This window comes from Aeromonas sp. R9-2, assembly GCF_040908025.1.
Lineage (GTDB): Bacteria > Pseudomonadota > Gammaproteobacteria > Enterobacterales > Aeromonadaceae > Aeromonas > Aeromonas veronii.
Genome location: NZ_JBFOCX010000020.1, coordinates 343,830 through 363,901 on the forward strand (window position 1 = coordinate 343,830; position 20,072 = coordinate 363,901).

Annotated in this window: 9 protein-coding genes, 5 tRNA genes and 1 riboswitch; of the genes, 2 read left to right on the forward strand and 12 right to left on the reverse strand. The window is 60.4% G+C overall.

The window, feature by feature from the left end:
- Positions 1-38 precede the first annotated feature (38 nt).
- Together AB5Y71_RS07640 and AB5Y71_RS07645 are read right to left on the reverse strand one after the other, a co-directional pair.
- Positions 39-2,486 carry an ABC transporter permease gene (locus AB5Y71_RS07640; protein ID WP_368171313.1) on the reverse strand — a complete coding sequence of 816 codons (2,448 nt, stop codon included), beginning with the start codon at positions 2,484-2,486 and terminating at the stop codon, positions 39-41.
- 36 nt (positions 2,487-2,522) lie between these two features.
- The gene (locus AB5Y71_RS07645) at positions 2,523-3,218 is read right to left on the reverse strand and encodes an ABC transporter ATP-binding protein (RefSeq protein ID WP_098970368.1); all 696 of its coding nucleotides are present in this window, start codon (positions 3,216-3,218) and stop codon (positions 2,523-2,525) included.
- A gap of 56 nt (positions 3,219-3,274) precedes the next feature.
- On the opposite strand from AB5Y71_RS07645, the gene AB5Y71_RS07650 reads away from it, so the two are divergent.
- A complete protein-coding gene (locus AB5Y71_RS07650) occupies positions 3,275-3,886 on the forward strand; it encodes an arylesterase (RefSeq protein ID WP_118854665.1) in 612 nt (203 codons plus the stop codon).
- A 182-nt stretch (positions 3,887-4,068) separates the two neighbouring features.
- On the opposite strand, the gene AB5Y71_RS07655 is transcribed toward AB5Y71_RS07650, so the two are convergent.
- The gene (locus tag AB5Y71_RS07655) at positions 4,069-5,013 is read right to left on the reverse strand and encodes a chemotaxis protein CheV (protein WP_005335238.1); all 945 of its coding nucleotides are present in this window, start codon (positions 5,011-5,013) and stop codon (positions 4,069-4,071) included.
- Positions 5,014-5,152: 139 nt separating this feature from the next.
- The gene (locus tag AB5Y71_RS07660) at positions 5,153-8,149 is read right to left on the reverse strand and encodes a glycosyl hydrolase family 18 protein (protein ID WP_201942604.1); all 2,997 of its coding nucleotides are present in this window, start codon (positions 8,147-8,149) and stop codon (positions 5,153-5,155) included.
- A gap of 149 nt (positions 8,150-8,298) precedes the next feature.
- Positions 8,299-8,381: riboswitch (cyclic di-GMP riboswitch) on the reverse strand.
- A gap of 293 nt (positions 8,382-8,674) precedes the next feature.
- Between AB5Y71_RS07660 and AB5Y71_RS07665 the strand changes: the two genes are divergently transcribed.
- On the forward strand, positions 8,675-10,864 hold the full coding sequence (locus tag AB5Y71_RS07665; protein ID WP_368171314.1) for an ExeM/NucH family extracellular endonuclease: 2,190 nt from the start codon (positions 8,675-8,677) through the stop codon (positions 10,862-10,864).
- Between the two features lie 171 nt (positions 10,865-11,035).
- On the opposite strand, the gene AB5Y71_RS07670 is transcribed toward AB5Y71_RS07665, so the two are convergent.
- The 8 genes from AB5Y71_RS07670 to AB5Y71_RS07705 form a co-directional block, all read right to left on the reverse strand.
- Positions 11,036-11,111: transfer RNA gene (locus tag AB5Y71_RS07670), tRNA-Ala, on the reverse strand.
- Between the two features lie 34 nt (positions 11,112-11,145).
- Positions 11,146-11,221, reverse strand: a tRNA-Ala gene (locus AB5Y71_RS07675).
- 48 nt (positions 11,222-11,269) lie between these two features.
- A tRNA-Ala gene (locus AB5Y71_RS07680) sits at positions 11,270-11,345 on the reverse strand.
- A gap of 63 nt (positions 11,346-11,408) precedes the next feature.
- Positions 11,409-11,484, reverse strand: a tRNA-Ala gene (locus AB5Y71_RS07685).
- Positions 11,485-11,512: 28 nt separating this feature from the next.
- Positions 11,513-11,588: transfer RNA gene (locus AB5Y71_RS07690), tRNA-Ala, on the reverse strand.
- Between the two features lie 790 nt (positions 11,589-12,378).
- Positions 12,379-14,295 (reverse strand): glycoside hydrolase family 19 protein, encoded by a 1,917-nt coding sequence (locus AB5Y71_RS07695; protein WP_368171315.1) that lies wholly within the window; start codon positions 14,293-14,295, stop codon positions 12,379-12,381.
- Between the two features lie 79 nt (positions 14,296-14,374).
- A complete protein-coding gene (locus AB5Y71_RS07700; protein ID WP_368171316.1) occupies positions 14,375-17,356 on the reverse strand; it encodes a M66 family metalloprotease in 2,982 nt (993 codons plus the stop codon).
- A gap of 73 nt (positions 17,357-17,429) precedes the next feature.
- Positions 17,430-20,042, reverse strand: a complete 2,613-nt coding sequence (locus tag AB5Y71_RS07705; protein ID WP_368171317.1) for a glycosyl hydrolase family 18 protein — start codon at positions 20,040-20,042, stop codon at positions 17,430-17,432.
- Positions 20,043-20,072: the final 30 nt, after the last annotated feature.

The window sequence follows — 20,072 nt, forward strand, 5'->3', positions numbered from 1 at the left end:
CTATTGCACCTTGTGTGCATCGGCTCGCGCTGGCGGGATTACAACAGTCCCTGACCCAGCCCCCGCAGCCGATCGCTCAGGGTGCCAGCCAGCAGCTGGCGCTGCATCCCCTGCCCCGCCAGCGTCACCAGCAAGGCCCCCAGCGTCGGCAGGCCGAGCCAGATGGCCCAGTGGAACTGCCACTGCCCCTCGAACCACCACCACTGCAGGCCAAAGGAGCAGAGCTCCACCACCATGGCGGCACAGAGCCCCGCCAGCGCACCACTGGCCACCAGCTCCCAACGCAGCATCTTTTTCAGCAGTTCGCTGCTGGCACCCAGGGTGCGCATAAGCAGCAGTTCTCGTCGACGCTGGGCCATGCTGGCCTGGGTCTGGGTCAGCAGCACCAGCAGTGCGGCCACTGTCACCAGCCCCAGCATCAGCGCCAGCGCCCGGCTCACCTGCTCCGATACCTGAGTAAGCCGCGCAATCAGGTCATCCACATCGATAAGGCTCACCGTGGGGTGACGGCGGATCAACTCCACCTCGGCAGTGCGCCCCGCCTCGGGCAGCCGGTAGCTACCAAGCCAGGTTCGGGAGAAGGGTGCCAGCAGATCCTCGGAGAAGATCATGTAGAAGTTGGGACGCATATTGTCCCACTTGATGCTGCGCAGACTGGTGACCCTGGCGCCAAAGCTGCGCCCCTCGATGGTAAAGGCGAGCATATCCCCCAGCTTGATATCGAGTCGCTTGGCCAGCTCGCTATCCACCGATACCTCGCCGGGCCCGGCAAGCCACTTCCCGGCCACCAGCTTGTTGTCGATTGGCAGGGTTGCCGTGGTAGTGAAGTTGAGCTCCCGATCGACCCCCTCGCGGCCACTACTGGCCCCCTCGCCCACCGCCTCACCGGCGATATGGGTCAGCCTGCCGCGCACCATGGGGTAGAAGTCGGAAGTATTGGCCCCGGCTGCCGCCAGCTCGCTCAGGATCCCCTCCCGCTCGTTCTCGGCCACATTGACCAGAAAACGGTTGGGCGCATCAACCGGGAGACGGGCCGAAAACTCATCCAGCAGATCGACCCGGGCCGCCCAGAGCAAGCCAAAGAGCATCAATGCCAGCGCAAAGCCCGCCAGCTGAAACAGGCCACTGCTGCGCTCGCGCGACAGGTGGGCCAGAGCCAGCCGCAAGGCATGAGGCCCGCTCACTCTTGCCCCCAACCGCAACATCAGGGCTGCCAGCAGGGCCAACAGCCCCATCAGCAAGCCCATGCCACCCACCAGACCCAGCGCCAGCCGCACATCGGCGGTAAAGCCCCAGACCAGCGCAAACAGCCCGAGCAGGCCGACCGGCAGGGCCAGCCAGGGGGGAATACCCGCCTCCAGCTCCCGGCGCAATACCCGCAGCGGCGGCACTTTCAGCAGCCGCAAGAAGGGCACAAAAGCGAGCAGCAGGGTGATAAAGAGCGCCACCGCCACCCCCAGCGCAAAGGGGCGCCAGGAGGGGGGCGGCAGATCCGGCGGCAGCAGGTTCCCCAGCAGTTGCAAGGTGATCCACTGCATGGCTGTGCCCGCCACCAGACCCAGCAACGCACCAATCAGCGTCAGCGACAGCAGCAGGGTTCCCATCAGTTGCCAGAGCGAGCGACGAGATGCCCCCAGGGTCTTGAGCAGCGCTACCATATTGGTCTGGCGCTCGGCAAAGTGGCGCACCGCAATCCCCATCGCCAACGCCCCCAGCAACACCCCGCTTAGCGAGGCGAGCCGGAAGAAACGTTCGGCATTGGCCAACGAGCGGCCCACTTGGGATTCGCTGTCATCCGGTTTGATCCACTTCTGTCCGGCCTGCAATTGCGGCAGCAGCCATTGCTCGTAACGGGCCAGCGACTCTCGCGGCCCCTTGAACAGATAGAGCCACTGCTGGCGGCTGCCGGGGAGCAGGGCGCCGGTCGCCTCGATATCGGCACTGTGGATCAGCGCACGCGGCGCCAGCAGGAAGGGGCTGAAGCCCTGATCCGGCTCCTCGCCAAGCAGGCCTGCCACCTTGAGCACCGTATTGCCCACCTCCAGCTTATCCCCCGTTTTGGCCTTGAGCAGCTGCATCACCCGGGCGGAGAGCCAGACCTCGCCGGGAGCTGGGGCGCGGGCAGGTTCCAGAGTGAGCTTGCCGTAGAAGGGAAAACCATCGGGCACGGCCCGAATGGAGGCAAGCTGCAGCGCATCACCGTGAAACAGCATGCTGTTGAAGCTGACGGTGGTCTGCACCGCCAAGCCATCCTGTTTCGCTCGAGCAAGCCAGCCATCCGGCAGAGCGGCCGCGGTGCGCAGCACCCGATCCGCTCCGATAAAGTCGCGGCCCGACGCCTTGAGTCCGGCATCGAGCCGATCCGCCACCAATGCCACACTCAAGACACACGCCACGCTAAGCGCTAGCGCCAGCACAAACCAGCGCAGCTCGCCGCTGAAACCTTCCCGGCGAAGCAGTCGCCATCCCAATCGCCACTGCATCATCCCTTGCATCTCCCGCCTGATCCGCAGCTCACCCCGTTACACCACACCATGGGCCACCTCGCGATCCAGTCTGCCCGCCGTCATGACCACTTGCCGCTGGCAGCGTTCGGCCAGCTGATGGTCATGAGTCACGACCACTAGCGTAGTGCCGTGCTTGCGATTGAGTTCAAACAGCAGCTCGATAACCTTCTCGCCGGTCTTGCTGTCGAGGTTGCCGGTCGGCTCGTCCGCCAGCAGCAGGCTTGGACGGGTCATAAAGGCGCGGGCGATGGCCACCCGCTGCTGCTCACCGCCGGAGAGCCGTGGCGGCAGATGGTGCAACCGCTCGCCAAGCCCGACCGCGGCCAGCAGCTCGCGGGCTCTTGGTTCGCAATCCCGCTCCCCGCGCAGCTCAGCGGGCAGCATCACATTCTCGAGCGCCGTCATGGTCGGGAGCAGCAGGAACGACTGGAACACAAAGCCGATCTGCTCGGCGCGCAATCGGGCCCGCCCCTCCTCATCCAGCTCGCCAAGGGATTTGCCGAGGATTTCGATATCTCCCTGACTCGGCAGATCGAGCCCGGCCAGCAGCCCCAGCAGAGTGGACTTGCCGGAGCCGGAGGCGCCGACCAGCGCCACCGTCTCGCCGCTATTGACTTGCAGATCGATCCCTTCAAGGATGGTGAGGCTTTCCTGGCCGAGGCGAACCGATTTGCCGAGGCCCTTGACGACAATAATGGGGGTTGAACTCATGCTCTGTATCCTTTGTTCCAATCCCTTGATGACAATCCACAGCGGGAGTTGAATTGATGGTGCGTATTCTGTTTGCCTTGTTCGTTGGCCTCGGCAGCCTGCTCTCGTCGACTCAGGCCCAGACCCTGCTGGTGCTGGGAGACAGCCTGAGCGCCGGCTATCAAATGCAGGTTGAGCAGAGCTGGCCTGCCCTGCTCAACCAGAAATGGCAGGAAGAGGGGGGCAAACACACCCTGCTCAATGCCAGCATCAGCGGTGAAACGACCCAGGGGGCGCTGGCCCGTCTGCCCGCTCTGCTGAAGGAGCACAAGCCGGACTGGCTGCTGATCGAACTGGGAGGCAACGATGGCCTGCGCGGCTTCGCACCGACCATTACCCGCCAGAATCTGGCCAGCATGATCGCGCTAGCCAAGGAGCAGCAGACCCGTGTGGTGTTGACCCAAATCCAGCTGCCCCGCAACTACGGTGCCCGCTATCTGCGCCAGTTCGAACAGATCTTTCCCGAGTTGGCCCAAGCTAACGATCTGCCCCTGCTGCCCTTCTTTATGGATGATATTGCGCTGCGCCCTGAACTTATGATGAACGATGGTATTCATCCCACCCCGGCGGCCCAGCCCCAAATCCGCGATAAAGTCGCCCGCTTTATGGAGCCGCTGCTCAGCCAATAAGCCCGCCGTCTATCGCCAATATCCCATAACAAAATATCCCGCCAAAATCGGTTGTTTTGAGTGGTCGACGATCTCTGCGTGGCACCTTGATCCAACCAATCCATCGCCAATACCCAATAACAACACATCCCGCCGAAGCGGGATGTGTTGTTATTGATTTAGCATAACCGGCAGGCAACTTCTCAGCTTTCCAGCACCTGACGCAGCCGCTCCTGGGCCACGCCGACCAGCAAGTCGGGCTGGAATTTGGAGATAAAGCGGTCGCACCCCACCTTCTTGACCATGGCTTCGTTGAAGTTGCCGCTCAGGGAGGTATTGAGGGTGATAAAGAGGTCAGACATACGCGGATCGCTGCGTACCTCGTGGGTCAGGCGGTAGCCGTCCATCTCCGGCATTTCGGCATCGGTGATCATCAGCAGGATCTCATCGGTCACCTTCTTGCCAGCATCGCACCACCCCTTGAGCAGGGTCAGCGCCTGCAAACCATCCTGACACTCGATCACCTCAAGCCCAAGCTGGCCCAGGGTCTCGCGCACCAGATTGCGGGCGGTGCTGGAATCATCGACGATCAGCACCTTGCGGCCATGCATCTCGGGCAGGATCTCCCGATCCAGCACCTCCTCGGAGATGCGGATGTCATAGGTGATGATCTCCGCCAGCACCTTCTCCACATCGATGATCTCGACGATCTGATCCACTCCATCTTCGGGAATGCGGGTGATGGCGGTGAGGTAGTTGGCACGCCCGGCAGAGCGCGGTGGCGGCAGGATATCCTTCCAGGTCATGTTGACGATGTTGGCCACCTGCCCCACCAGAAAGCCCTGAATGGTGCGGTTGTACTCGGTGATGATGAGGTTGGATTCACTGTCGATGGGCATGGGGCGCATACCGATGGCGCTGCGCAGGTTGATCACCGGGATCGAGGTACCGCGGATATTGGCTACCCCGCTGATATTGTGATGGGAGCCCGGCATCTTGCTCAGATGGGGCAACTTGACCACTTCCCGTACCTTGAAGACGTTGATGGCGAACATCTGACGGGTGCCGAGACGAAACATCAACAACTCGAGGCGGTTTTCACCCACCAGTTGAGTTCGTTGATCAACGGAATCCAATATACTCGCCATACGCTGATATCCATCTGATTATTAATCGACTCTATTATAGAGGCTGCCCGCCAGGAAAGGCAGGCGCATTTTCAACCAGAGCGACCAACCAGACAAAAAAAGTGAGGCCGAAGCCTCACTTATCTCATTGATTTTAAAATCAATAGCTACAGACAGACTTCCAGCTGCCATCGGTTGCCTTGGGCTCGCTGCTGGTCCACCAGTTCGCCTGCCACACGGCCTTGTTATGGGTGATGCGATCGCCGCCATTGGCATGATCCCCCTGCGGCCAGCTCGGATAGGCCTTGTAGGCCGCCGGATTGACGTTCTGGCTGCTGCAGCTGGTGCCCGGATTCTCGCCGCCACCCGAACCCAGCACGGCCTCCGGCAGGGTCGGGAACTCGGCCTTGAGACCAATGGTCTGGCTGCCGCTGATGATGCGCATACCGCTCGGCACGCCAGCGGCGGGCAGGTAGTAGGTCATGGCGACTTCAATCTCGGCCCCCGGTGCCAGAGTCTGCCAACCCGGCAGGTTCATGGCGACCTTGTGGAAGTCCTTCTCATTGGCAATGCCTTCCGAATTGTCGTTGCCACCGCTCTCCACCACTTTCAGCCCCATGCCACTCTGATCCGTGATGGTGTCAGAGGTGGAAGTGGGCACCAGAAACTCGATGCGCGCGCCGCCCGGAATGGTCTGGGTCGACTTGTTGACCAGCTTGAGTTTCGGGTTGATCGGGTAGTTGGAGTCCCCTTCCTTGAAGCCGGAGAGGCTGACCTGGATGTCGAGCTGGGCGCTCGGCGCGGCCAGATCGTTTTGCTTGGTGTTGTACGGAGTTGCCTTGGCAAACTTCTCGTAAGCCAGGGTGGTCAGGGTGCTGCCCATGCCGTACTCGTTCTTGGCCGGATCGAAGGCGTAGTCACCCGCCATCTCCCAGAACATCACGCCACCCAGACCGCGCTTGATGATGTAGTCCAGCTTGTGGCCCATGGACTCTTCATCTTCGGTTGAGAGGAACACCTTCTTCTCTTCGTTCCACAGCCAGGGCGCGTGGGCCTTGTCATCGTAGTAACGCACATACTTGCCCTGCATCACGTGAGCCGGATTGTTGGGATCCAGACCCCAGGCAGTGCCATAACTTGGCAATGTGGTGATGCCGAGGCTGGCCGCATTCTCCAGGTTCTTGGCATGCCACATGGGCACGGCGCCACCGCCGATCTCCTTGCCGTTCTTGTCGAGATCATGCCAGATGTTGTCGATGCCGACCGCCCCGTTGCCGCACGGAATGGTGCTGCCACCTGTGCCCGGCTGGCACTCGTTCTGGCTCGGCAAGGCCGCCTTGCCGCCCAGGCCGTGGGTACCGCCGCTCACCCCCTGCCAACCGCGGGTGTAATAGGGCACACCCACGTTGATCTTGCCGGCCGCCAGGGCGCCGCGGAAGTAGTGAGCAGACCAGGCCGCATTCAGATAGCCGATGCCGCCAAACTGGGTCTGGGTATAGACGCCCCAGTGGGAGAGCTCGGGGTCGGCATTGTTGTCGAACAGGGCCGCGTTGTGACCGACAAAGTGGTTCCAGGCACCGTGGAAGTCATAGGTCATCAGGTTGACGTAATCGAGGTACTGGGTGACCTGGAAGTTCTCCATCCCGCGCAGCAGATAGGCAGAAGCCGGTGAGGCGATGGTCAGCATATACTTGCGGCCATCTTCGTTACCAGCGTTGTCGAGCCGCGCCCGCAAGGTCTTCATCAGCACCTCGTAATTGGCAAACAGCTTGGCCCGGCACTGGTTGGAGAGCGGGAAATCATTGGGGTTGCCCGCATCCTTCATCGAGGTGGGGTATTCGTAGTCGATATCGACCCCGTCAAAACCGTACTGGCGGATAAAGCTCACCGCCGAGTCAGCCAGGGTGTTGATACCTGCAGTATTGACCGAGCAGTCACCCTTGGTAGTGGCAGTGTAGAAACCGCGCGTATCGGCCCAGCCCCCGACCGAGATGAGGGTCTTCACGTCCGGATACTGCTTCTTGTACTTCGACAGCAGGTTGAAGTGGCCCTTGTAGGCAAATTCAGGATCCATCTCGGCACCCGGCACGCCATCCCAGGTCATCTTGGTGGCTGCATCGTCCACCTTGATGGTGTGGCTCTGCTCATCCACCGCCGCGAAGGCGTAGTTGATGTGGGTGATCTTGTTCCATGGAATATCGCTCACCAGATAGGCGGGCAGGCCGTTCTTGCCGGTGCGCCAGGAGGTGAAGTAGCCGATAACCCGACGGGCATGGTCATCCCCCATGCACTCGTAACCATCCGGACGATAGATCTGGCGAATGTCACAAGAGAGGTTGCCACCGGTGGGCGGCAGCGCGGCCTCCTCGACATTGACGGTCACCGCCGCCGACTCACCGCTCAGATTGCTCTTGTCAGTGGCCACCAGCTTGAGGGCGGCACTGCCTTTGGCATCCGGTGTCCAATTCACCTGCCAGGGGGCAGTGGTATCTTCGCCCACCTTCTTGCCGTCGACATAGAGCTCGACTTTGGTCACATCGTTGTTGGCATCTGTGACGTTGCCGCTCACCGCCACACTGCGACCCAGCGTCACCTTGACCCCATTGGCCGGGCTGCTGATGCTCGCCTTGGGCGCCTCTGGCGCGACCACGGCGGCGACGTTGAAGCTGGAATCCGCCTCGCTCAGCACCTTGCCGTCTTTATCCAGCGCCCGTGCCTTGAGGGTATGGCCTCCCACTCCGGCGGCGCTCCAGCTGGCACTCCAGGGCGAGGCGCTCGCCGTGGCAACCAGCTTGCCGTCGACAAGATATTCCACCCGGGCCAACGCCGTCACCGGGCCACTCAGGGTCACTGCCAGCGCCACGCTGGCTCCTTCATTAAAACTGGAACCGGTAGCCGGTGAGCTGACGGCTACGCCGAGTGCAGGAGGAGGCACCTCGCCACCATAGGGCTTCCAGGCATCTGCCCAGACCACACCGACACCCGGCTCATAGTGATAGGGGGATGCCCCGCACCAGCCTGAATAGGGAAATTCTTTGCACTCGTAGAGGGCACCGACGTTGCTGACGATATCGCCAGCCTTGTAGGCAGTACCGGATTTATAGGCAGGATAAGCGGCCTGAGCCCAGGCGGGCGCAGCCGCAAGGGCGACCAGCATGGCAAGCCTGCTGGGTCTGAAGAGCTGTTGCATATTGTTATCTTCCTTGTTTTGTCTTGGCATTGGTCACCAAGGCAAAGAACAATCGCAACCTGCATGATGGGCGCAGACAACTGGCAATGGACCTGCCACAAAAACCACCCCTCACCCAGGGAAACCCCGCTATCTGGATCCACGATCGAGACCGGAAGCATTGCGCCCCGGCATCACTGCCGGTTTGCCCTTTACCTGGGTTCCGTGAGGAACGAACCCAGTATAGGAAGGCGACAAGATCCCCTCAATCTTTATTCTCAAAGAGAATTATCCCCTGCCACGAAAGCGTCATGATCACAGGGTTAAAATTGATTGAATTATCAAAAAAATCATATCGTTATTGGGATCATAAAAACGCTTTCCCACACCTTCCCAGATTCGTTTAATGTGCGTTGGCTCACTGGTATGACATGCCAGAAATGTGACAATGCGCGCCCTTGGTCAACGAGCCAAGGCTATGGAATCACTGGCAAAAATAAAAAAGGAACACCTATGAAAGGTACTCGTACCCTGCTGTCGCTGGCCGTGGGGCTGGCACTTGCATCCTCAGGCGCCCATGCGGCATTTGTCTGCCCGTCCGATCCGGCTCAACTCACTCCCATCCCGACCATTCAGGGCACAGGCTCCGCCAGCGCGCTGGCCACCCAGACCGTGACCGACAAGAACGGCAATGTGACCGGTAAAATCAGCACGGGCACCTTCAACGTTCGCGGTATCGTGACGACGCTGGGCCAAAGCCTGACCAAGGGTTTCTATCTGACCGACCCGGTGGGCGATGGCAATCCGGCCACCTCTGATGGCATCTTTGTCTATCTGAACGACAAGGACTTCGCGACCAAATATAAAGACATCAAACCGGGGAGCGAAGTCTGTCTGGAAGCACAAGTGCAAGAGTTTTACGGCGGCACCCAGCTGACCCCGTTAGTCGACAAGGCCACCAAAAAAGCCCACTTGCAAGTCACCGCACAAGGGCTGAATGTGCCGACCAGCGTACTGCAGGTCAATGAAGGGGAGACGCTGGCGCAAGCGCTCAATCGCCACGAAGGGATGCGGGTACGTCTCGACAGCAGCAGTGACCTGCACCTGACCCGCAACTACGGCTTCGACTACAAGGTCTATCGCAACAACGTAGAGTTGGCCCACAAAACCCCGCTGATCAAACCGACCCAACTTCATGTTGCCAGCAGTGCGGACGCTGTCGCACTGGCCACCAAAAATGGCAGCAACCGTCTGGTAGTTGAGTCTGATTACAAAGCACCGGATGGCGTACTGCCCTGGTTCCCGAGCTGGGATGCCGATCAGGGATATCTGCGCATCGGTGATCAACTGACCGGGCTGGAGGGGGTAATCGTCTATAACAAGGATGCGTTCCGTCTGGTAGTACCGAGCGATATCACCCTGACTGCCGGCGCCCTGCTGCGTAGCCCTGAAGAGGATCGTCAAGACGCGCCGGCTCGCCTCGCTGGCAGCGATCTTCGGATCGGCAGCTTCAACGTGCTCAACTACTTCACCAGTCACTCCAGCATCGGCGGCGCACTCAATATCCTGTGCAAGGATCAGGCGGATGCCGACAACGCCAAAGGTTGCAACCGGGGTGCCAAGAGCCAGCCCGAGTTCGAGAAGCAGCGCACCAAGATCGTCAATGCCATTACCGCAATGGATGCCGATCTGCTTGGCCTGATGGAGATGGAGAACAACGGCTTCGAGGATAACTCGGCCCTCCACAATCTGGTGACCCGCCTCAACGAACAGCAGAAGGATGCGAGCAAACACTACGCCTATGTACGTCTGCCGGTCACTGCCCTTACCGATGGCAAGTTCTTCGGCGGCGACGCCATCATGGTGGCGATGATCTACCGTCCTGCCATGCTCACCCCCAGCGGAGATGCCAGCGTCATCAAGCTGCCGGAGCAGCGCTACACCACTGGTGGTGTGGCCAAGACAGCCGGTCAGCGCGACTCGCTGGTTCAGACCTTCACCCTCGCCAAGAGCAAGGAGCCGCTGACGCTGGTGGTCAACCACCTCAAATCCAAGGGGTCAGGCTGCTACGAAAATGGCGATGGCAAGACAGAACCGGCCGACCTGCAGGGCAAGTGCACCGAGTTCCGGGTCTCTGCCGCCAAGGTGCTGGGTGAGGCGGTCAGCAAACTGCCGGGCCAGGTGCTGCTGGTTGGCGACTTCAACTCCTACGCCAAGGAAGATCCGATCCGGGTGCTGACCGACTACAACCCGGCCACCAGCGAGCGGAAGATCGTATCGGCCTCTCACACCTTTATCGGTGAGCAGTCCTATGAACAGCTCGGTCGCGAAGTGACTCGCAGCTACGGCCTGATCGATCTCAACGTCAAATTCAACAAGGAGAAAGCCATCTCCTACAGCTACGACGGGGAGCTGGGCACCCTGGACTATGCCCTCGCCAACCCGGCGCTGGCCAGCAAGGTGGCTGGTGTCGCCGACTGGCACATCAACTCCTTCGAGAGCTCCCTGTTCGAATACGGCAGCCAGTACACCGGCACATTGCTCAAGTCTGACAACCCCTTCAGTGCCTCCGACCATGACCCCATCATCGTCGACCTGAGACTGGAGAGCGATGCCACCAAACCGGACACCTCCTCAGGCGGTGGTGCTCTGGGACTCGGCCTGCTGGCCCTGTTGCCACTGGCCTGGCGACGTCGCCGTTAACCACTGGCGTATCTGAATAGTGCAAGCAAAGCCCGCGAGTCTCGCGGGCTTTTTCATTCAGGTCATTGGATTTACAAATGAAAGGTGCGGACGTATGGAGAAAATAAATGATGGAGAAAACAAAAAGGCCACCGCGATGCGGTGGCCTTTTTGTTTCTTGTAACAAGAATTTGGTGGAGCTACGCGGGATCGAACCGCGGACCTCTTGCATGCCATGCAAGCGCTCTCCCAGCTGAGCTATAACCCCGATTTATGTGAATGACCGGCAGTCACTCTGAATTTGGTGGAGCTACGCGGGATCGAACCGCGGACCTCTTGCATGCCATGCAAGCGCTCTCCCAGCTGAGCTATAACCCCAAATTCGGTACTGAATGAATGGTTCTGGCGGCCATTCATCCTAAATAATGGTGGAGCTACGCGGGATCGAACCGCGGACCTCTTGCATGCCATGCAAGCGCTCTCCCAGCTGAGCTATAACCCCACAAAGGTCGGCTTGGGTGATACACACCACACTGCCCTGGGCACTTCATGTCAATCAGGAACCTGGTGGAGCTACGCGGGATCGAACCGCGGACCTCTTGCATGCCATGCAAGCGCTCTCCCAGCTGAGCTATAACCCCTTTGATTCCAGATTGTTCGAGGAGAATTTGGTGGAGCTACGCGGGATCGAACCGCGGACCTCTTGCATGCCATGCAAGCGCTCTCCCAGCTGAGCTATAACCCCAACTCACCTCGGCGCTGACGAAGTTATCTCCGGCAACGGAGGCGCATGATAGGCATCACCCGCTTTGCTGTCAACCCTAAAATAACCGCGACTGATTCGTTTAGTCAAAATTGCAGCAGTTCGCTGTTTTTACCAGCAAGGCGCGTGCTATCTCTCTGTTTTATGTCACAAATCGGCTCAAGCACCTATAAAGGAGAGGCCGTGCAGCAAGCCTCTTTCCCCGTGCAACGCCCCCCGCTCTCAGACCTCTCTATGCTGGCTGGTAATCAGCTTCTCCCCCGTCACCTCGGGAAAGCCTTTCCATAAAGGGCATTGCATTTGAAAACCCTTTCCATGATTTTTGTAAATTTACAACACAGAAAGTTGATCTGGCTCACAAATGACCATAGGATCAAACCGTGACCCAGGTCACACACCATAACCATAAATGACAGAGCGATGAGGTAAACCATGTTTGAGAATCTGGCAGTCCTGTTCCACCTGCGCGGTGCAACCACCAAGAACGGCGTTGTAGAGAAAGATGCCTATGCCCCCTCCACCCGTGAATACTACTTCCGCTACGGCAAGTAATTGCTGAAAGCCTTTCACGGAAAATGTAATAAAAAAACAACACACATCATCACACAGCCCTTTCGAGGCGCTGTCCTGTCCGGGCCAGATGTTCCACGGCCAAACCTGAACTCCACCAAACAAGAATGGGGCCCGCAGGCCCCATCCTTTATTGCTCCAGACTGTGATTACACCAGATAGTGCGCTGGCTAATCGGTAAGCCTTGTAACCCTGAAACGGCTCAGAGCTTGATCCAGGCATCGGCCCAGGCCGTACCCTTGCCCGGCTCATAGGCCCAGGCGGCACCGGCACACCAGCCGGTGTAGGGGTGCGGTTTGCACTCGTAGCTGGCACCGCCGTTGCTGACCCGCTCGCCTGCCTTGTAGGGAGCCCCCTCTTTATAGGCCGGATAGTCAGGCGGCGTTACGCCCCCCTCCTCTCCTTTCACCAGCAGGCTATGGGTGGTACTGCGGCTCAGATTACCTTCGTCTGTGACCGTCAGTTTGATCTCCAGCTTGGTATCGCTGGCGGGCTTGGGCAGAGTCAACTCCAGAGTGACCTGATCCAGTGCCGGGGCAGAGGCTCCAGTCGGGATAGTCCAGGCATAGGAGAGCGGCTTGCCTTCCGGATCGCTGGAGTGCTGGCCAGAGAGAGTCACCTTGCTGCCACCTTCGGCCTGCGCCGGGCCAGTGATATTGGCCACCGGCGGCAGGTTGGTGCCACCGCCGTTATCCTCGATCACCACCTCCGGATAGAAGTGCTGAACGCAGCGGCTGTAATCCCCCTCCTTGAAGGCGCTGAAGCGGGTCTGGTAGCCCACCAGTTTGCACGCGTAACTCTTGCCGCCGTTGGGGTTCTCTGCCACATAGCTCCAGTCCTGCTCCCAATAGATGGGCAAGGCACCGGCGCCCTTGTCGTCAAACACCTTCATGTTCTTGCAACCCAGCACCTCATCGGATGGCACCGCTACCCCGAGGTAGTTGGCAAACTCGCGGTAGTAGTTGATGCGATTCTGGGACTGGGCGTGCTCGATCGGGCCGCCGCACTCCACCCCACCGTTGATGATCTGGGTGGTGACCCCGAAGCCCGGCACCAGACCGTTCTGCTTGTCATGGTCATTCGGCTGCCAGGTGCCATCGATGACGTGGAGCATGGAGGGCTTGGGCGGCTGCGGATAGGTATAGAAGAACACCGCGCTAGCGAGGTTCAGCCAGGTGTCGGCCACCAGATCGGGGCGGTCGAGCAGGGTGCGCACCGTACCGAACATCGCCTCGGAGAAGGGGCCGTAGTTGTAGTTGTAGGAGAGCTGTTTGGCGCCGCGGCCAAAGTAGCTCTTGAACTCGCCATTGTCGAACGTACCGCACGGCCACTGCTGACCCTGCCACACATCGGGACGGCACTCGGCGTTGTAACCGCCGCGCATGGTCTCATTCCATCCCATCTCGCGCACGTAGACCAGCGCCTGACGCCACTCGGCTTCCGGGCGCCAGTTTTCATGGCCGCCAGTCTCTTGGGCGAAGTGGGCGAACATGGTCGCCAGGGTCTTGCGGCAGATGGCATCGGCATCGCGGCCATCGCTATAGTCGCTGCACAGGGCCGGGAACTTGGCCGCCGCCTGCAACAGGCCGCGATAGGTGTACTCGGGGGCGCGCAGCGGGAACAGGTAGTTGAACTGGCTCTCGCTCAGCAGGGTTTCGACCCGCTTGACGTTGCCCGGGTTGTCGGCACGGCCCGGCTGCACCGCCTCGACCACCAGATTGTCCCGGGTAGCGATGGAAGCCTTGACCGCTTCCATCGCCGGGAAGTCGGTCAGCGCCTTCTCTTTGGCATCCAGCTCGGCCTGACTCATATAGACGGGGGTAGTGCTGCCATCCGGCGGAGTTGGCGTCGGCGGATTGGGCTTGTCATCGCCACCGGTATCCGGCGGGGTCACTTCCCCTTCGCCGACAAGCTTCCACGGGGTATCCCACTCATTGGCGGCCGCCATGCCCGGAGTCTGACCCGGGTTGACCCACCACTTGGCCTCAAAAACCTGGCCGTTGTAATTGACCTGGCTGCCGCCCGGATAGGATTTGTTGATGTCATATGCCTCGGCCGCCCACAGGTGGCCGCTCAGCATCATGCTGGCAAGCAGAAGGGTGATGCGGTTTTTTTTCATTATTGTTGCTCTCTATGGTTTTGTGGCAAAAGGCGGAGCCCGCCTGAACAGACTCCGCCATCTTCATCATGGACTCAACCTAGGGGCAGCTTGCCGCCCCGACATCCAGCCAGACATCGTGCTTGCCCGGCTCATTGCCTTGAGTCCACCACTTGGCCTTCCACTGACGGCCGTTGTGGTTGGTCAGCTCCCCGCCGTTGTAGGCAACGGTCGCGCTCCAGCCCAGCTCAACCTGACTCGCCAGCGCCCACTGATCGGCGGCGCGGCCCGATTCATTGCCCTGAGTCCAGTACTTGGCACGCCATACCAGCTGGTTGTGGCTCACCTTGTCACCGCCGTTGTAGACCTTGCTGGCCTGCCATGCGGGAACATTCGCCGCTTCCGGATCTGTGGTGTTGCAAGAGCCGTCGACCACGGGCTCCAGCGTCAGCACGACGCGCCCTTCGCTCTGATGTACCCCATCCGAGACGCTCACACTCAGCTCATGCTGCTCGCTGGTGGTGACAACTGGCGGTAACAGACGCAGGTTGGCACTGGTCTCGCCGTCCGCCTGCCAGCCAGCTGGGAAGTGCCAGCGGTAGCTCAGCGCATCCCCCTCGGGATCGCTCGCCTCGGCAGTGATGGTCAGCCACTCACCGCCGATGCCGCCAAGCTGCGCCGGCACGGTCACCACCGGAGGCTGGTTCTCCACCACGCCCTGCTCCAGCGGCCGCCCGTTGACGGTAAAGGAGAGGGTCTGCTGCGATGGCAACAAGCTCTGCTGTACCAGTGTCTGGCCACGGCACTGGATGGTGGCGCGACCGGGCTCGCTGGCGGTGGGCAGGTTGATGTGGAACTTGTTCATGACGCTGCTCGCCGCCCGGTGATTGGCCAGCCTGAAGCGCTGCAGACCATCGCGGGTCTCCACCTGCAACTGGCAGTCATTGCCGGACAGGGTGCGGCTGTCATCCGGATAGGTGAAGCCGTAGGCGCCGTGCAGTGCCGGATAGATATAGCTGCGCAGGGCTCCTTGCGGATCGTAATAGCCCACCAGGGTGGTCACCGGCACGCCGAACTGCTCGGGCTTGCGCGCAACCTTGGTATCGATAGGGGAGACCTCCACCCAGCTCTGGCCATCCGAGGTGAAGCTCTTCTTGAAGCCCCTGCTCACCAGGATATCCTTGCCGTTGATAAAAAGGTGGCTGTTGTAACCGGCCCCGTGATCGATGGTCAGACTGCGCCCACGGTTGTCCGCAGAGGCAATCGGCACCCGGATATCACGGGTCCAGCGACCATCCCACATGGCGACCCTGACCAAGCCGTAATCCGCCAGCAGGGCACTCAGTCCTGCCTCGCTCAGGGCATCCATGGGGGCATCGACCTTCTCGATCCCCTCGATTGTGTGCTGATAGGGCTCCATCCTGGCCGTCGCACTGTTCCACTTGCTAAAGCCGGTGGCCGAGTTGGCATCGAACACGGCCTTGCTCTCCAGGAAGCGCTGAATGATGGCGGCGGAATTGGGGGTATAGAGGGTGAAACGGTTGGCACCGGAGAGGGGGCGGCCGCCCGCCATCGCATCGTGGCCAAACTTGCGGCCATCGAACGGTGGCTGGCACTGGTCATCCAGACAGGCATCCTCATTGGTGCGGGTCGGCGAGAAGTTGGGGATGAAACGGTGTTTGTCACTGTCCCAGCCCCAGCTGGAGTTGAGCTGATCGGCACTGCGATGAACCGAGCCGCGGAAACCATCCACATAGTGGCCAAGGCCGAAGTTATGGCCCACTTCGTGGCTGAACTCGTTGCCCAGCGAATCATCCAGCGTGACGATGCCACCGCCACCGGAACCTCCGTGCACCTGAACTCCATTGGCATACTTGCCGCGACTGTTGTGCGCCGTAAGCTGGGCCGCAACAAAGGGATGGCTTCCCTCCCCTTCACCGGCACTGCTGTTGATGCCGTAGTTGGCATTGTCGATACCGTGGGAGATAAGCTCCTTGCCGATGCGCTGACGCATGGTGCCGCCATGCCAGCCCCCTTCGCTCGGGTCAAAGTCGGTCAGCAAGGTGCCGTTGGGCAGCATCACCTCAGGCAGGGAGAGCGGTGCATACTGACTGACAATCATCCGGCTGGCCGGAATGGTCTGGAAGTATTCGCGATGGGCCTCCTTGTCATTGGCAAAGGCAAAGCGATCCCGTGGCGTGGTGAGCATGCCGATGTCGATGGTGTGCAGCAGCAGCTCGCCGGGGGCGCCGACCTTGATGTCACGCAGTTCACCACTGAGATTTCCCTGACGAACGGAGAGGTTCAGTCCGGGCTGGATCCACTCGGCAGGCAGCTCGCCACTCCAGGTATCCGCTGCATAGGTGATGCGGTTGTTCTCCAGCTCCCCCTCGCGGAACCACTGCCCATTGGCAAACTTGAACTGCAGGGTCTGGCCACGGGAGACGGTCACCTGTCGCTCACCATAGAAGGCTGTCGAGTTATAACCGGCGCTGGAACTGATCCGCACCATCTTGCCCTCCAGCTCCGGGCTCACGGGCAGGTAGATATCCCGAACCCAGCGGCCGTCGGCGGTCTGGATCTCCACCAGCGCACGCCCGGTCAGCCGATCCTTGAGGAAGGCGCCGCTCTTGTCGCTCAGTTTGGCCAAATCAGCACTGCTGCTGATGACGGCAGTGGTGCCGCTCTCCGGGATGAAACTCACTCCCCCGGCAGGAGCTCCCGCGAGGTGGTAGACAGTCTCTGGCAGCGCCGATGGCGGCGACAAGGTCAGGGTGCCCAGCAGCTTGCCGCTGCCGTCACGGGCCTCCACCGTTATGGGGGTCACCCCATCGGCCTGGAGTGGTTTCACCAGCAGCAGGCTCTTGCGCAGGCTGGTCAGGATGGGGTGGCGATCCCCCTCCTTGGGATGGGAAGGCAGGATCTGGCTCTGGACAAACTGCACGCTGGCAGCCAGGCTACCCGCCAGATCGCTTTGCGGTGTCGTGTCATTGAATATCAGGGGCGAGGTGGTGGCAGACAGGGGGCCAGCCGCCAGGGTTGCCATGATGAGGGCAGCGATTCGGGTCACATTTGTGGTCATTGTCGGGTTCTCGTTCATATTGCTACCGGGAATGAGGGGCATGTCGCCATGCCCCGTCATCGGTGAGGAGGCCTCAGTTACAGCTTGCTGCCCCGATATCCAGCCAGACATCGTGCTTGCCCGGCTCATTGCCTTGAGTCCACCACTTGGCCTTCCACTGACGGCCGTTGTGGTTGGTGAGATCCCCGCCGTTGTAGGCAACGGCAGCGTTCCAGCCCAGATCAACCTGACTCAGCAGCGCCCACTGATCGGCGGCGCGGCTCGGCTCATTACCCTGAGTCCAGTACTTGGCCTGCCATACCAGCTGGTTATGGCTCACCTTGTCACCGCCGTTGTAGACCTTGCTGGCCTGCCATGCGGGAACATTCGCCGCTTCCGGATCTGTGGTGCTGCAAGAGCCCCCCTCACCACCTTCGTTGATTGGCGTGACGGTGAGACGGGTGGCCGCGTTGGCATCGAGTGCGCCATCGGAGACGGTCACAGAGAGGTCATAACCGGTTTCGGTATCCACCGCCGGGCCGGTGACCACCAGGGTGGCGCTGTTCTGGCCGGTCGCCGTGATACCGGCAGGCACTTGCCACTGGTAGATCAGCTCGTCGCCATTGGGGTCGGATGCCTTGGCGGTGATGGTCACCTGCTTGGCCTCTTCCACCTTGACGCTGGCAGGCAAAGTCACCACCGGAGGCAAGTTGGGCTGCGGCGCCTTGTTGGTCACCACCACCTGATCCCTGGCAGTCAGTTGATGGTCATCGGTCACCGTCAGCTCGAACACCAGATTGATGTCGGCGGACACTGCATCGAGTACAACCCGAGCCTTGGCCTGAGTGGCATCAAGTAGAGCGGCCTGCGGGCCGGAGACCTGCTTCCAGCTATAGGTGAGGTGGCCATTTTCCGGGTCGTGGGAGGCGGAGCCGTTCAGCGTCACCTCGGTCGGGCCAGTGACACTCAGATCGCTGCCCGCATTGGCGACTGGCGGCTTGTTGGCTGGCGGGGTAACCCCTTCACCGTGACCGAGACCTTCGTGCATGGCGTTAAGGATGTCGCCATTGTCGGCATCGATCTCCCATGAGAAGAGCCCGCCCAGCTTGTTGGCCAGCACGTATTGGCCTTTCGCCTTGACCGAGCGCTCGTCGTCATAGGTGATCAGCTCGCCGGTGGAGGGCTTGAACAGGGTGGCAGCTTCGGCAGTCTCGTCGTAGTTGTACTCCCAGCCTGCGCCCATATGACTGTTGACGATGTGGCGATAATCCAGCACGCCATCTTCCCAGGTGCCCTTGATCTTGCCGGTGGCGGTGCCGGTGAAGGGATCGTTGCCCTGATAACCGCTCACCCCTTTCCAACCGCGACCGTAGGCGGCGGCACCGATCACCAGCTTCTCGGGGTCGACCCCCTGCGCCAGCAACTGCTGCACCGCTGCATCAGTGTTGTAGCGCTTGTTGGCCGAGCCGTTGGTAGCCTGATAGAGGTTGGCCTGATGACCCAGGGAAGTATTGCTCCAGGCACCGTTGTAGTCGTAACTCATCACGAAGAGGTGGTCCATGTACTGCTGGGCAGCCTTGTAATCCACATCCTCAATCTTGTCGTAACCGGCACCGATGGCAGAGGTGAGCTGATAGGTGCGACCGGTCTCGGCCTCTAGCTCGTCGAGCATGGCGCGCAGATCCTTCATGATCAGCACATAGGTTTCACCATCTTTGGTCTTGTCCCCCAGATTGGGGTTGGCACCGTCGCCGCCCGGGAACTCATAGTCGATATCGACACCGTCGAAGAACTTCCAGGTCTGCAGGAACTCTTTGACCGAGGCGACGAACACGTCACGCTTGGCCTTGTCATGCATGAAGAAGAAGGGGTCGGAGAGGGTCCAGCCACCGACTGAGGGGAGGATCTTCAGGTCCGGATAGGCCTGCTTGAGGGCCATCAGATTGCCGAAGTTGCCCTTGTAGGGCTCATCCCAGGCAACCAGTGACCCCTGCCCTTTTTGCAGCGCGGCCCAGGGATCGTGAATGGCGACCTGGAAATCCTTGCGCCCGGCACAGGCACGTTGCAGCGCCTGGAAGCTGCCGGCAATCTCTTTGAGGCTGTCGTTGAGGCCATCACCGCCACAGATCGGGGTGAAGCCATAGAGGATATGGGTCAGGTTCTGGGCTGGCAGCTTGTCCACGGTGAAGTTGCGATCATAGACCCCCCACTCCACATAGTAGGTACCGACCACCTTGCCGGACTTGTTGACATAGGGTTTGTTATTCTCCTGCAGGGCAGGCTTGAGCGGCGCAAGGTGGCTGCCATCGGTATCGGCGACCACGATCTCCTTGGCATCAGACTGGGTACAGCCATCGCCGTTGCACAGCGCGACCTGCATCTGATAGCGGCCCCCCTTGTGCACCTTGAAGGTGGCGGTACCCGCGGCGGAAGAGGGACCGGACCACACCTCCTTGCCATCCAGCAGCACCTTGGCACTCTGGCCAATATCGCCGTTCCAGAGATTCCAGGTGACGGTCACATCGGCGCCATCCTTCACCTTGACCAGCTCGTTATAAGCGGTCGCGGACTGGCTGACTTCGACGATGGCAAACTTGGTAGGACCCCAACCGATGGCGGGTTTGCCGGGCGCTGCCGCATAAGCGGCGGAGGAGGCGAGCAGGGTACCGACCATCATGGCCAGCAGTGCAGGTTTTGGACTTAGCATATTGCTTTCCTTTTCGTTATTGGAAAAACG